This window comes from Streptomyces sp. NPDC059009 (assembly GCF_042740175.1).
In the GTDB taxonomy this organism is placed as follows: domain Bacteria; phylum Actinomycetota; class Actinomycetes; order Streptomycetales; family Streptomycetaceae; genus Streptomyces.
The window spans coordinates 39,983-53,415 of record NZ_JBHYJB010000029.1; the positions used below are offsets into that span (position 1 = coordinate 39,983).

11 protein-coding genes and 1 riboswitch are annotated in these 13,433 nt (G+C 69.4%); of the genes, 3 read left to right on the forward strand and 8 right to left on the reverse strand.

The features are described 5' to 3' along the window. Positions 1 to 58 precede the first annotated feature (58 nt). Together ACFWYM_RS26905 and ACFWYM_RS26910 are read right to left on the reverse strand one after the other, a co-directional pair. Positions 59 to 1,090: a ribonucleotide-diphosphate reductase subunit beta gene (locus ACFWYM_RS26905; protein ID WP_384842403.1), complete on the reverse strand. Its 1,032-nt coding sequence runs from the start codon at positions 1,088 to 1,090 to the stop codon at positions 59 to 61. After that, entirely contained in the window at positions 1,081 to 3,477 is a 2,397-nt protein-coding gene (locus tag ACFWYM_RS26910) for a ribonucleoside-diphosphate reductase subunit alpha (RefSeq protein WP_384842406.1), read from the reverse strand. The genes ACFWYM_RS26905 and ACFWYM_RS26910 overlap by 10 nt, the downstream gene beginning before the upstream one ends. Positions 3,478 to 3,607: 130 nt before the next feature. Further along, positions 3,608 to 3,749: riboswitch (cobalamin riboswitch) on the reverse strand. A gap of 99 nt (positions 3,750 to 3,848) precedes the next feature. On the opposite strand from ACFWYM_RS26910, the gene ACFWYM_RS26915 reads away from it, so the two are divergent. After that, the gene (locus ACFWYM_RS26915) at positions 3,849 to 4,637 is read left to right on the forward strand and encodes a hypothetical protein (RefSeq protein WP_384842409.1); all 789 of its coding nucleotides are present in this window, start codon (positions 3,849 to 3,851) and stop codon (positions 4,635 to 4,637) included. Between the two features lie 183 nt (positions 4,638 to 4,820). On the opposite strand, the gene ACFWYM_RS26920 is transcribed toward ACFWYM_RS26915, so the two are convergent. The 6 genes from ACFWYM_RS26920 to ACFWYM_RS26945 form a co-directional block, all read right to left on the reverse strand. Continuing rightward, complete coding sequence (locus tag ACFWYM_RS26920) at positions 4,821 to 5,417, reverse strand: GNAT family N-acetyltransferase (RefSeq protein WP_384842412.1); 597 nt, start codon at positions 5,415 to 5,417, stop codon at positions 4,821 to 4,823. Between the two features lie 74 nt (positions 5,418 to 5,491). Continuing rightward, positions 5,492 to 7,132, reverse strand: coding sequence for a monocarboxylate uptake permease MctP (gene mctP / locus ACFWYM_RS26925; protein ID WP_384842415.1), 1,641 nt, complete (start codon positions 7,130 to 7,132; stop codon positions 5,492 to 5,494). Continuing rightward, positions 7,129 to 7,383, reverse strand: coding sequence for a DUF3311 domain-containing protein (locus ACFWYM_RS26930; protein WP_384842418.1), 255 nt, complete (start codon positions 7,381 to 7,383; stop codon positions 7,129 to 7,131). Before ACFWYM_RS26930 ends, mctP begins: the two co-directional genes overlap by 4 nt. Before the next feature lie 110 nt (positions 7,384 to 7,493). Next, complete coding sequence (locus tag ACFWYM_RS26935) at positions 7,494 to 7,703, reverse strand: CstA-like transporter-associated (seleno)protein (RefSeq protein WP_384842421.1); 210 nt, start codon at positions 7,701 to 7,703, stop codon at positions 7,494 to 7,496. Further along, entirely contained in the window at positions 7,700 to 9,823 is a 2,124-nt protein-coding gene (locus ACFWYM_RS26940; RefSeq protein ID WP_384842424.1) for a carbon starvation CstA family protein, read from the reverse strand. Before ACFWYM_RS26940 ends, ACFWYM_RS26935 begins: the two co-directional genes overlap by 4 nt. A gap of 134 nt (positions 9,824 to 9,957) precedes the next feature. Continuing rightward, positions 9,958 to 10,737, reverse strand: a complete 780-nt coding sequence (locus ACFWYM_RS26945) for a GntR family transcriptional regulator (protein WP_384842427.1) — start codon at positions 10,735 to 10,737, stop codon at positions 9,958 to 9,960. 361 nt (positions 10,738 to 11,098) lie between these two features. Here ACFWYM_RS26945 and ACFWYM_RS26950 point away from each other — a divergent pair, with 361 nt between their 5' ends. After that, entirely contained in the window at positions 11,099 to 12,379 is a 1,281-nt protein-coding gene (locus ACFWYM_RS26950) for an extracellular solute-binding protein (protein ID WP_384842430.1), read from the forward strand. A gap of 74 nt (positions 12,380 to 12,453) precedes the next feature. Then, positions 12,454 to 13,428 (forward strand): carbohydrate ABC transporter permease, encoded by a 975-nt coding sequence (locus tag ACFWYM_RS26955; RefSeq protein ID WP_384842434.1) that lies wholly within the window; start codon positions 12,454 to 12,456, stop codon positions 13,426 to 13,428. Positions 13,429 to 13,433 lie beyond the last annotated feature (5 nt).

A 13,433-nucleotide genomic window follows, 5' to 3' on the forward strand; every position in this document is an offset into this window, starting at 1 on the left:
TCCTGGCCGAGGGCGCCCCACTCACGTATGAGAACGCGTCTTCCGTACGGGATCCGTCCTAGAACTCGTCGTCGAAGGAGACCGACCCCTCGACGGCGACCTGGTACGCCGAGGGCCGCCGCTCGAAGAAGTTCGTCAGCTCCTGCACGCCCTGCAGCTCCATGAAGGAGAAGGGGTTCTCGGAGCCGTACACCGGGGCGAAGCCGAGCCGCTGGAGGCGCTGGTCGGCGACGCACTGGAGGTACTCGCGCATCGAGTCGGTGTTCATGCCGGGCAGGCCGTCCCCGCACAGGTCGCGGGCGAACTGCAGCTCGGCCTCGACGGCCTCCTTCAGCATGTCCGTGACCTGCTGCGTCAGCGCCTCGTCGAAGAGCTCGGGCTCCTCCTTGCGGACCGTGTCCACCACGTCGAAGGCGAAGCTCATGTGCATCGTCTCGTCACGGAACACCCAGTTGGTGCCGGTCGCCAGGCCGTGCAGCAGACCGCGGCTGCGGAACCAGTAGACGTACGCGAAGGCACCGTAGAAGAAGAGGCCCTCGATGCACGCGGCGAAGCAGATCAGGTTGAGCAGGAAGCGGCGCCGGTCGGCCTGCGTCTCCAGGCGCTCCAGCTTCTCGACCTCGTTGATCCACTTGAAGCAGAACTCTGCCTTCTCCCGGATCGAGGGGATCTCCTCGACCGCGTCGAAGGCGGCCGCGCGGTCCTCCGGGTCGGGCAGATAGGTGTCGAGCAGCGTCAGATAGAACTGGACGTGCACGGCCTCCTCGAAGAGCTGACGGCTCAAGTACAGCCGGGCCTCGGGGGAGTTGATGTGCTTGTACAGGGTCAGCACGAGGTTGTTGGAGACGATCGAGTCACCCGTGGCGAAGAACGCGACCAGGCGGCCGATCATGTGCTGCTCACCCGGCGACAGCTTCGCCAGGTCGGCGACGTCCGAGTGGAGGTCGACCTCCTCGACGGTCCAGGTGTTCTTGATGGCGTCCCGGTAGCGCTCGTAGAAGTCGGGGTAGCGCATGGGGCGGAGAGTCAGCTCGAAGCCAGGGTCGAGCAGGTTCTTCTCGGAGTTGGTGATGGAGCTCATTACTGGCATGCCTCGCAGGACTCGGGGTTTTCCAGGGAGCAGGCGACGGCCTCGGGGTCGGCGACCTGCTGGGGTACGGGGGCGGTGGCGCGGGCGGCCCGGGCGATCTTCGTGGCCGGGCGCGAGCGCAGGTAGTACGTCGTCTTCAGGCCCTGCTTCCAGGCGTACGCGTACATCGAGGAGAGCTTGCCGATGGTCGGCGTCTCCAGGAACAGGTTGAGCGACTGCGCCTGGTCGAGGAACGGGGTGCGGGCCGCCGCCATGTCGATCAGGCCGCGCTGCGGGAGCTCCCACGCCGTGCGGTACAGCTCGCGCACCTCGGCCGGGACCCAACTGAAGCCCTGCACCGAGCCGTTGGCCTCGCGCAGCGCCTCCCGGGTCTGTGCGTCCCACACGCCGAGCCGCTTCAGCTCGTCCACCAGGTAGGAGTTGACCTGGAGGAACTCACCGCTGAGCGTCTCGCGCTTGAAGAGGTTGGAGACCTGCGGCTCGATGCACTCGTAGACGCCCGCGATGGACGCGATGGTGGCGGTCGGCGCGATGGCGAGCAGCAGGGAGTTGCGCATGCCGGTGGCGGCGATCCGCTCCCGCAGCGCCGCCCACCGCTCGGGCCAGGTGAGCTCGACGCCGTAGTGGTCGGGGTGCAGTACACCGCGCGCGGTGCGGGTCTTCTCCCAGGCGGGCAACGGGCCGTTGCGCTCGGCGAGTTCGGCGGACGCCTCGTACGCGGCGAGCATGATCCGCTCCGCGATACGGGTGGACAGGGCGCGCGCCTCGGGCGAGTCGAAGGGCAGCTTCAGCTGGAAGAAGACGTCCTGAAGGCCCATGGCGCCGAGCCCGACCGGGCGCCACTTCGCGTTGGAGCGGCCCGCCTGCTCGGTCGGGTAGAAGTTGATGTCGACGACGCGGTCGAGGAAGGTCACGGCGGTGCGCACGGTGGCGTCGAGCCGCTCCCAGTCGATGTCGCGGGTGGCCGGGTCCACGAAGGCGCCGAGGTTGACCGACCCCAGGTTGCAGACGGCCGTCTCCCCGTCGTCCGTCACCTCCAGGATCTCGGTGCACAGGTTCGAGGAGTGGACGGTGTGGCCGGGCTCCGCGGTCTGGTTGGCGGTGCGGTTGGCGGCGTCCTTGAAGGTCATCCAGCCGTTGCCGGTCTGCGCGAGGGTGCGCATCATGCGGCCGTACAAGTCCCGTGCGGGGATGGTCTTCTGGGCCTTCCCCTCGGCCTCGGCCCTGCGGTACGCGGCGTCGAAGTCGTCGCCCCACAGGTCGACGAGGTCCGGCACGTCGGCGGGGGAGAACAGCGACCAGTCCTGGTCGGCGGCGACCCGGCGCATGAACTCGTCCGGGATCCAGTGCGCGAGGTTCAGGTTGTGCGTGCGGCGCGCGTCCTCACCGGTGTTGTCGCGCAGCTCCAGGAACTCCTCGATGTCGGAGTGCCAGGTCTCCAGGTACACGGCCGCGGCGCCCTTGCGGCGCCCGCCCTGGTTCACGGCCGCCACCGAGGCGTCCAGCGTCTTCAGGAACGGGACGATGCCGTTGGAGTGGCCGTTGGTGCCACGGATCAGTGAACCCCGGCTGCGGATGCGGGAGTACGAGAGGCCGATGCCGCCCGCGTGCTTCGAGAGCCGGGCCACCTGGTGGTAGCGGTCGTAGATCGAGTCGAGCTCGTCCAGCGGCGAGTCCAGCAGGTAGCAGCTGGACATCTGGGGGTGCCGGGTGCCGGAGTTGAAGAGGGTGGGCGAGGACGGGAGGTAGTCCAGGCGGCTCATCAGGCGGTACAGGGCGGCGACTTCGTCCACGGCGCGGTCGCTGCCGTCCTCCGCGAGACCGCTGGCCACGCGGAGCATGAAGTGCTGCGGGGTCTCCACGACCTTGCGGGTGAGCGGGTGGCGCAGCAGATAGCGGCTGTGCAGGGTGCGCAGGCCGAAGTAGCCGAAGCGGTCGTCGCCGTCGAGGTCGATCAGCGCGTCCAGGCGGGCCGTGTGCGCGGCCACGAACTCCTGGGTGCGGTCGGCGATCAGGCCCTCGCGGTGGCCCACCGCGATCGAGCCGGAGAAGGACGTCACGCCCTGCGAGGCCGCTTCCTCGCGGATGCCGATGGTGAGCAGCCGGGCCGCGAGCCTGGAGTACACCGGGTCCTCGGAGATGAGCCCCGCGGCCGCCTCGGTGGCCAGGTCCCGCAGCTCCGCCTCGTCCGCCTTGGCGGAGCGGCCGCGCAGCGCGGCGGCGGCGACCCGGCCGGGGTCGGCGTCGGGCAGGTCGGCGGTGAGGTCGGTGAGGGTACGCAACAGGGCGGTGCCCGGCGCGTCCTGTACCTTGTCCGCCTGGTCCGCTGCCTCCTGCGCGGCCCGGGTCTGCTGGGCTGAGGCCGGTTCGGCTGGCGCGATGGTCACGTGGAGCACTCCCTCGCTCGGCTCTGGGCCCGAGGGGAGCACGGCGGGTGCGGGCGCGTCCGCGCAGGGCGGAGCGCCGCGTCCACCGGCCCATTCCACGAGGCCCGGACGTCTCGGCACCCGGAGCGGATGCACCGGGCGCACTGTCGGCAGGTTCTCGGACTCACGGGTACGACAAAGACGTACACATACACCGTTGCGGGACAGTTCCGGACTTCCACCGGATTCCCCTGCGGCGACAGCGAGGACGAGCATACATCTTGTGCTGGGTTTCGGAGGCAGCACCACATCTTGTGTCGGCTGGGGTGTGGTTAGGGTGGCGGCTTGACGGATCAAGCGGCGGAGGAGGGGCTGTGGGAGCGAGGCGGGGCATGGCCCGTGCGGCCCTCTGCGGGGCACTGATCGCGCCGCTCGCGGGCTGCGGGGCGGGCGGCTGGTTCTCGGACGGGCCGCCGAGCGCGGAGGGCGTCGACGGGCGCGAGGGCGCCGCGAAGACGTTCAGCGACGTCCAGTTGAGCGGCGCGCTGCTCGCGGACGACGCCTTCGCCGAGCGCGCGCGGCCGACGGACACCGCGGTGGGGCTCTTCAACAAGAGCTTCGGGCGCGGCGACTGGGGCTCCTGCGCCCGGGGCAAGGACGCGAACGAGGAGCTGCTGGGCCTGCGGGGCGCGAGCGCGCAGCAGGTGCTGGCCTTCGACGCCGGGGCGGACGAGGGCGGCGGCGGAGCGGACGAAGGTGCCGGCGGGGCGGACGAAGCAGGCGGCGGGGCGGGCGAGTTGGGCTCGGTGTCCGACCAGACGGCGGCGCCCCGGCCGCCCGTGAGCCAGCGCCTTGTCTCGCTGCGCCCCGCCGAGGCCGGTCGCTACCTCGAACTGCAGCGCAGGCTGGGTGAGTTGTGCCCCACCACGATGGAGGACACCGAAGCCGCCCCGATCACCCGGCACCACTCGGTCAAGAAGCTGCCCCGCATCGGCGACGAGGCGATCCTGGAGACCAGCCGCATCCCCGGAAGCAACGAGTACGACCACAGGCCCCAGTACACCGCCGAGGTCCGCGTCGGCGGTGTGCTCGTCACGGTGAGCGCGGGCACGGACGAGGGGCGCACCGTCGAGGCGGCGGCGAAGGCGGTGGACCGGGTCCGCGCGGAGCTGTACGGCTAGGACCTGTCCGGTGGATCTTGCCGCGGTCGCGGGCTGTTCCACGCCGATCTGCGGCGTTGTCGTCGGTTGCCAACGCTCCGCGTTGTCGCCCTCCTCCGCCTTGCATCTCGACGCACCACAGCCCGCTCACCAGCGACGGACGGCACAGCTCGGAATCATGCGGCCTGATCCGCCGGACAGGCCCTAGGGCCCGCTCCGGGCCCGGAGCTCCAACTCGTAGGCCAGCAGCCGCACATCGGGCACCGGCAGCCAGTCCCGCTCCGGGACCCGTACGAAGCCGAGGCGCTCGTAGAGGCGGTGGGCCGCGTGCATCGTGGGCTGGGTCGACAGGATCACACGGACGCAGCCCTCGACCGCCCGGGCCCGCTCCACGCAGGCCCGCACCAGCGCCTCGCCCGCGCCCCGGCCGCGCGCGTCGGGGGCGACCGCCAGCATGCGGATCTCGGCCTCGCCGGCCCGCGCCAGCTCCGCCATGGGGCCGCCGGACTCCACGAACGTGACGCCGCCGAGCACCCGGCCGCCGTCGCCTGCGCGCCCGCCCGTGCCGCCGTCGCCCGCGCGCCCGCCCGTGCCGTCCTCGCCCGCGCGCCCGTCCGTGCCGCCGTCCACCGCGACCAGGATGCGCGCGGCGGCGGCCCGCCCCGCGACGTCCCGCAGCTGTTCCTCGTACCCGTCGCTCTCCTCGAAGTCGAGGAGCCCGTCCGCGCGGTACGCCCGCGCCACGACGGCGCCCAGCGCCTCGTACTCCTGTGCGCGCGCCTGCCTGATGGTGAGGTCCATGCCGGGAGTGTCCCGCACGCGCACGAGGACGGGCCGCCGGATTTTCCGGCGGCCCGTCCACGCGCAGGGAAGGCTCAGTGGCCCGCGCCCACCTTGGGGAGTTCGACCTGGACGCCCTTGTCGCCCGCGTCGGCCGTGTAGTCGCCGGGGGAGGTCTCGTCGACGCCCTCGGGGGCCTTGAGGGCCTTGAGGACGAAGGTGAGGACCACCGTGACCACGACGTTGAGGACGAACGCCGTGAGACCGATGTAGCCGATCTCGCCGATGCCCGGGATCTCCTTGGAGTTGCTGGCGAAGTGCGACTGCTTCGGCGAGGACATGCTCCATGCGGCCCATGTGCCGTAGACCATGCCGACCGCCCAGCCCGCGAGCAGCGCCCAGCGGTGGAACCAGCGGGTGAACAGGCCGCCGACCAGGGCGGGCATCGTCTGCAGGATCCACACGCCGCCGAGGAGCTGGAAGTTGATGGCGACGGTCTTGTCCATGGTGAGGACGAAGACCAGGGCGCCCACCTTCACGAGCAGCGAGACGAGCTTGGAGACCTTGGTCTCCTGCTCGGGGGTGGCGTCGGGCTTCAGGAAGTCCTTGTAGATGTTGCGCGTGAAGAGGTTCGCGGCGGCGATGGACATGATGGCCGCCGGGACCAGTGCGCCGATGCCGATCGCCGCGAACGCGACACCCGTGAACCAGTCGGGGAACATGTCCTCGAAGAGCTGCGGGATCGCCAACTGCCCGTTCTCGACCTTGATCCCGGCCGCGATCGCCATGAACCCGAGCAGTGCGAGCAGGCCCAGCATGAGCGAGTACAGGGGCAGGATCGTGGTGTTGCGGCGGATCACGTCGCGGCTCTTGGAGGAGAGGGTCGCCGTGATCGAGTGCGGGTACATGAAGAGCGCGAGCGCGGAGCCCAGGGCGAGCGTCGCATACGTCCAGGTCCCCGCGGAGCCGGGCACCAGGCCCGAAACCGGTTTGCCCGCCGCCTCGTTGGTGGCGTCGAACTTCGCGGCGGCGCCGGCGAAGATCTCGTCGAAGCCGCCCAGCTTGATCGGGATGTAGATGATCGCGACCGCGATGACCAGGTAGATCAGCCCGTCCTTCACGAAGGCGATCAGGGCGGGGGCGCGCAGACCCGAGGAGTACGTGTACGCGGCGAGGACCGCGAAGGCGATCAGCAGCGGCAGGTCCTTGATGAACCAGTTGGTGCCCGCGTCGCCGCCGATGCCCATCACGTCGAGCACGGCCTGGATGCCGACCAGTTGGAGCGCGATGTACGGCATCGTGGCGAGGATGCCGGTGACCGCGACGGCCAGCGAGAGCCCCTTGGAGCCGAAGCGCCCGCGCACGAAGTCGGAGGTGGTCACATACCCGTGCTTGTGCGAGACCGACCACAGGCGCGGCAGGAAGGTGAAGATCAGCGGGTAGACGAGGATCGTGTACGGCACCGCGAAGAAGCCGGACGCGCCCGCCGCGTAGATCGCCGCCGGGACGGCCACGAAGGTGTACGCGGTGTAGAGGTCGCCGCCGAGCAGGAACCAGGTGACCCAGGTGCCGAACGACCGGCCGCCGAGGCCCCATTCGTCCAGGCTCTGCTCGTTCTCGGCCTTGCGCCAGCGCGCGGCCAGGAAGCCCATGACCGTGACGGCCAGGAAAAAGAAGATGAAGACGGCGAGCGCGACGCCGTTGACGCCGCCCGTTCCCGCTGCGAGCTCCTTCACTTGTCAGCACCCCCGTTACGGGCGCGCTGGTCGCGCTGCCACAGCTTGTACGCGATCATCGTCAGCGCCGTGGAGATCAGCACCCACAGCATCTGGTACCAGTAGAAGAACGGGATGCCGATGAAGAGCGGCTCCGCCTTCGCGTAGGAGCTCACCCAGAGCATGGCCACGAAGGGCGCGACGAGGCAGAGGGCGATGACCACGCGGACCGGCGTCACGACCGGTCTGCTCACTTCAGGCGCATCTGACATACGGCGGCTCCGCTCCCTCACTTATCCCATGCTTAACGTGCGGGAAATCTAAGCCACAGTCTCGCCGTATGGAACCCCCGTCCGGATAACGGACGCGCCAAGGTCCCTGCTCAGCAGCAGCGGAACCCCTGCCGCGGGTCCGACTCCTGCCGCTGTGTCCGCATGCGTTCGAATGCGCGGCGGCTGGGGACGGTTGCGGCCGGATGCTCCCCGCGGATATGCGCCACATACCGGTCGTACGCCGACTCGTCCGTCAGCTCGCGCAGATACCACCGCAGCCACCGCAGCCCGTGCGCGACGCGCCCCAGGGCCGCCCTCACTTCGTCAACTCCCGCGCCTGTGCCCGCTCTTCCCGGGTGGGGACGAGCCCGGCGGGGGCCACCAGCTTCGACTTCACGTACGGCGCCTCGCTGAGCGTCGTGGCCCCCGGGTCGCGCAGATGGCGCGCGCACATCCGGGCCGCATCGGCGATCACCACGACGATGAGGACGGCGAGGAGGGCGGAGAGGACGCCGTCGACCGTCGAGTTGGTGACGACGGTGTGCATGTCGTCCATGGACTTGGCGGGCGGCAGGACCTTCCCCGCGTCGATGGCGTCCTGGTAGACCTCGCGCTGCTTGAAGAAGCCCACGCGCGGGTCGCTGGAGAACACCTTCTGCCAGCTCGCGGTGAGCGTGACGGTGGCGTCCCAGGCGAGCGGAACGGCCGTGATCCAGGCCCACTTGAGCCGGCCGGACTTCACCAGGAGCGTGGTGCAGACGGCGAGGGCCACCGCCGCGAGCAGCTGGTTGGCGATGCCGAAGATCGGGAAGAGCTGGTTGATCCCGCCGAGCGGCTCATGCACGCCGACCCAGAGGAAGTAGCCCCACAGTCCGGTGACGGCGGCGCTCGCGAGGACGAGCCCGGGCTTCCAACTCACGTTCCTGAAGGGCTTGTAGACGTTGCCCAGAATGTCCTGGAGCATGAAGCGGCCCACCCGGGTGCCCGCGTCGAGCGCGGTCAGGATGAAGAGCGCCTCAAACATGATCGCGAAGTGGTACCAGAAGGCCCGCCCCTCGCCCGCGGTCGCCTTCGAGAAGATCTCCGAGACGCCGATCGCGAGGGTGGGCGCCCCGCCGGTGCGGTGCAGCAGCGAGCCCTCCCCGACCTGGTCGGCGGCGCGCGCCAGGTCGTCCGGGGAGATGGTGTACCCGAGCTGTCCCACGGCCTGGGAAGCCTGCTGCACGGTGTCGCCGACGACGCCCGCGGGCGCGTTCATGGCGAAGTACAGGCCCGGGTCGATGATGGACGCGGCGACGAGCGCCATGATCGCGACCGACGACTCCATCAGCATGGAGCCGTAGCCGATCATCCGTACCTGTGTCTCCTTCTGGATCATCTTCGGCGTCGTGCCGGAGGAGATCAGGGCGTGGAAGCCGGAGAGCGCCCCGCACGCGATGGTGATGAAGACGAAGGGGAAGAGCGAGCCCGCGAAGACCGGCCCGTCGCCGCGCGAGGCGAAGTCCGTGACGGCGTCCATCTTCAGCGTCGGCAGCGCCACGACCACACCGACCGCGAGCAGCCCGATGGTGCCGATCTTCATGAAGGTGGAGAGGTAGTCGCGCGGTGCGAGCAGCGTCCACACCGGCAGGATCGAGGCGACGAACCCGTACGCCACCAGCCAGATCACCAGCGTCGACGGCGCCAGCGTGAAGGTGTCGGCGAGCGACGACTCGGCCACCCACTTCCCCGCCGCGAGCGCGATCAGCAGCAGCCCGACCCCGATGAAGGTCACCTCGCTGACCTGGCCCGGCCGCAGCACCCGCAGATAGAAGCCCATGAACAGGGCGATGGGGATGGTCATCGCGATGGAGAAGGTGCCCCAGGGCGACTCGGCGAGCGCGTTCACGACGACGAGCGCCAGCACCCCGAGCAGGATGATCATGATGACGAAGGTGGCGATCAGCGCGGCGGCCCCGCCGAACGGGCCGATCTCCTCGCGCGCCATCTGCCCGAGCGACTTCCCGTCCCGCCGCGTCGAGAAGAACAGCACCACCATGTCCTGCACGGCGCCCGCGAAGATCACCCCGGCGACGATCCAGATGGTGCCCGGCAAGTACCCCATCTGCGCGGCCAGCACGGGCCCCACCAGCGGCCCCGCGCCCGCGATCGCGGCGAAGTGGTGGCCGAGCAGCACCCGCCGGTCGGTGGGGTGGAAGTCGATGCCGTTGTCGAGCCGCTCGGCGGGTGTGGCCCGGGTGGCGTCGACCTTGAGGACCTTGTACGCGATGAACTTGGAGTAGAAGCGGTACGCGATGGCGTACGAGCCGAGGGCCGCGGCCACCATCCAGGCGGCGGAGACCTCCTCGCCCCGGGAGAGCGCGAGGACGGTCCAGCCGGCCGCGCCGACGAGGGCGACGAGGGTCCAGGTGACGATGGTGCGGGGGCTTGCTGTGCGCACGGGGCGTCCTCCCGTTCACCGATCAGGCGATGACGGGAGGACCGTATGGCAGGAAGGGGACCGGCGCTATACCGCAGGCACGGCCAACTCCGTTGCCCCTGGGGCCTCTTGGACCGTCCCTGCGGTCTCTTGAGCTACTCCTGCGGTCTCTTGAGCCGCGCCACGAACTTGTACCGGTCACCCCGGTACACCGACCGCACCCACTCCACCGGCTGCCCGCCGCCGTCGAGGGAGTGGCGGGAGAGCAGCAGCATCGGCAGGCCCACGTCCGTGCCGAGCAGGCCCGCCTCGCGGGGGGTGGCGAGCGAGGTCTCGATGGTCTCCTCGGCCTCGGCCAGGTGCACGTCGTAGACCTCGGCGAGCGCGGTGTAGAGCGAGGTGTACTTGACCAGGGAGCGGCGCAGCGCGGGGAAGCGCTTGGCGGACAGGTGCGTGGTCTCGATGGCCATGGCCTCGCCGTTGGCGAGCCGGAGCCGCTCGATCCTGAGCACCCGGCCGCCCGCGCTGATGTCGAGGAGCCCGGCGAGGGTGTCGTCGGCGGTGATGTAGCCGATGTCGAGGAGCTGCGAGGTCGGCTCCAGGCCCTGGGCCCGCATGTCCTCGGTGTACGAGGTGAGTTGGAGGGCCTGGGAGACCTTGGGCTTGGCCACGAAGGTGCCCTTGCCCTGGATGCGCTCCAGGCGGCCCTCGACGACGAGCTCCTGCAGCGCCTGGCGCACCGTCGTGCGCGAGGTGTCGAACTCGGCGGCGAGGGTGCGCTCGGGCGGTACCGGGGTGCCCGGAGGGAGCGTCTCGGTCATGTCGAGCAAGTGCCGCTTCAGCCGGTAGTACTTGGGCACGCGGGCGGTGCGGCCGACCCCCGCGCCCTCCGTGGGCGCGCCCGAGTCGGTCCCGGTGCTCGCTTCGGTGCCCATGCCTTTCCCACCCGTCTCCCGGCCGCCATCCCTGCCGGACGCTCCCCCAGAGCTGGACACCTGGGGGGACCCGCTGCGCGCGGCATTTTTTTGCGGCTGTGCTGCTGCCGTCACCGGCTCCTCCGTCTGTCGCGGCTCACATCGTGGCACGGGACGGGCCGACCCGGTCGTGCCCGCTCAGGTGTCGGTCCGATAACGGACGCGACAGCCCTTCTTATACACCCTTGACACCCCTAAAGGTCTAGGCCAAGCTCCCCGTACTGGTCTACACCATTAAAGACCAGGTTCCGGTCCCACGGGCAGTTCTCGTCCTATTGGTCGCTGCGGGTGGGGGGTTGATGGCACTCCTGAGGAGGGTGACATGAAGCGCAAGCTCATAGCGGCCATCGGTGTCGTGGGCATCATGGCGGGCGTCGCGGCTTGTGGTGGGGACGGCGACGGGAAGAGCAAGTCCGCCGCCGAGACGAAGGAGTTGACGGTCTGGCTGACCGTCGACGCGCAGAACAACTGGCCGGAGCTGGTCAAGGCCGCCGACGCCGCGGTGAAGCAGAAGCACCCCGGGATGAAGATCAACCACGAGTACTACGGCTGGCCGGACAAGAACGCCAAGCTCGACGCCGTCCTGTCCACGGACAAGGCGCCCGACGTGGTCGAGATGGGCAACTCCGAGATGCTCAGCTACATGGTCACCGGCGCCTTCGCCCCGCTCGACCCCAAGAAGTTCGAGAACTCGGGCGACTGGCTGGACGGCCTCAAGGAGTCCGTGACCTACGAGGGCAAGACCTACGGCGTGCCGTACTACGCCGGTGGCCGCGTCGCGACCTGGCGCAAGGACATCGCCGCCGACGCGGGCATCAAGTCGACGCCGAAGACGTACAAGGAGCTCACCGCCGACCTGGACAAGATCCAGGACAAGAAGGGCAAGCAGTTCAGCGCCTGGTACCAGCCCTCGCGCGACTGGTACGCGGCCATGTCCTTCGTCTACGACGCGGGCGGCTCCATCGCCAAGCAGGACGGCGACAAGTGGAAGTCGAACCTCTCCTCGCCCGAGTCCATCAAGGGCCTCACCGCGTACAAGAAGGTGCTCGACACCTACATGCACGGGGACAAGACCAAGGACGAGGCGGACCGCCCGATCGTCTACGGCCAGGGCAAGTCGGCGATGATCTTCGCCTCCGCCTGGGAGGGCGGCACCGCGGCCCTGAAGAAGAACGACAAGGTCGGCAAGCTCGGCAAGAAGATCGAGGACTTCGTCATGCCCGGCCCGTCCGGCAAGAACGCCCCCGTCTTCCTCGGCGGCTCCGACCTGGCCGTCCCGGTCAAGTCGGACGCCCAGGAGGCGGCCGGTGAGTGGATCGCCGCCTTCACCGGGGCCAAGGGCCAGAAGGGCCTGATGGCCAAGGGCAACCTGCCCAACAACAAGAAGGACCTCGCGACCCTCAAGGACGACCCCAAGACGGTGGTCCCCGCCACCGCCGCCGAGCGCAGCTGGTTCGTCCCGATGGCTCCGGGCTGGGGCCAGGTCGAGAAGGCGCAGACCCTGCAGACGATGCTGCAGTCCATCGGCACCGGCAAGAAGTCGGTCGAGGCCGCGGCCAAGGACGCCGACGCCGCGATCGACAAGGTCATCAACACCAAGTGACCTGACGGCAGGGCCCCTTCGCACGGAGGGGCCCTGCCGCCCGCACCACGAGAGGGACTGCTGAGGAGCGCGCGATGAGTGCCGCAGAGACAACCACCGCCAAGGTGCCGCAGGGGCGGCGGTCACCATCACCGGGCAGACCCGGCAAGAGGCGCACCACAGGCGGCGCCGCGGTCCCGTGGGCGCTGCTCGCTCCCTGCCTGATCATCCTCGTCCTCGTGCTCGGCTATCCGCTGGTGCGCCTGGTCACCCTCTCCTTCCAGAAGTTCGGCAAGACCCAGCTCTGGGGCTTCCAGGAGCCCGAGAACGTCGGCTTCGACAACTTCAGCGCCATCCTCGGGGACTCCGAGTTCTGGACCGTCGTCGTGCGCACCGTGCTCTTCGCGGGCGGCGCGGTCGTCCTCACGATGGTCATCGGCATGCTCATCGCGCTGCTGCTCCAGCGGGTCTCCGGCTGGGTCAAGACGCTCATCAACATCGCGCTCGTGGCGAGCTGGGGCATGCCCATCATCGTGGCCACCACGATCTTCAAGTGGATGTTCGACTCCGACTACGGAGTCCTCAACTGGCTGCTCAGCAAGCTCCCCGGCGTCGACTTCATCGGCCACAACTGGTTCGCGACCGGGCCCCAGGGCCTCGCGGTCATCATGCTCCTCGTGGTCTGGGGCGCCGTCCCGTTCGTCGTCATCACCCTCAGCGCCGGTCTCACCCAGGTCCCCAAGGAGCTGGAGGAGGCCGCCCGGCTCGACGGCGCAGGATCCTGGGGCGTCTTCCGCTACGTGACGCTGCCGATCCTCAAGCCCATCCTCGTCATGCTCACCACGCTCTCGGTGATCTGGGACATGGGCGTCTTCCCGCAGGTCTTCGTGATGCGCAACGGACACCCCGAGGCCGAGTTCCAGCTGCTCACCACGTACTCGTACGACAAGGCGTTCGTGGTCAACGACTACTCGGGCGGCTCGGCGATCGCCCTGATCACCGTCGTCCTGCTGCTGGGCGTCGTCGCCGTCTACATGCGTCAGATGCTCAAGATCGGAGAGGTCGAGTGAGCGCA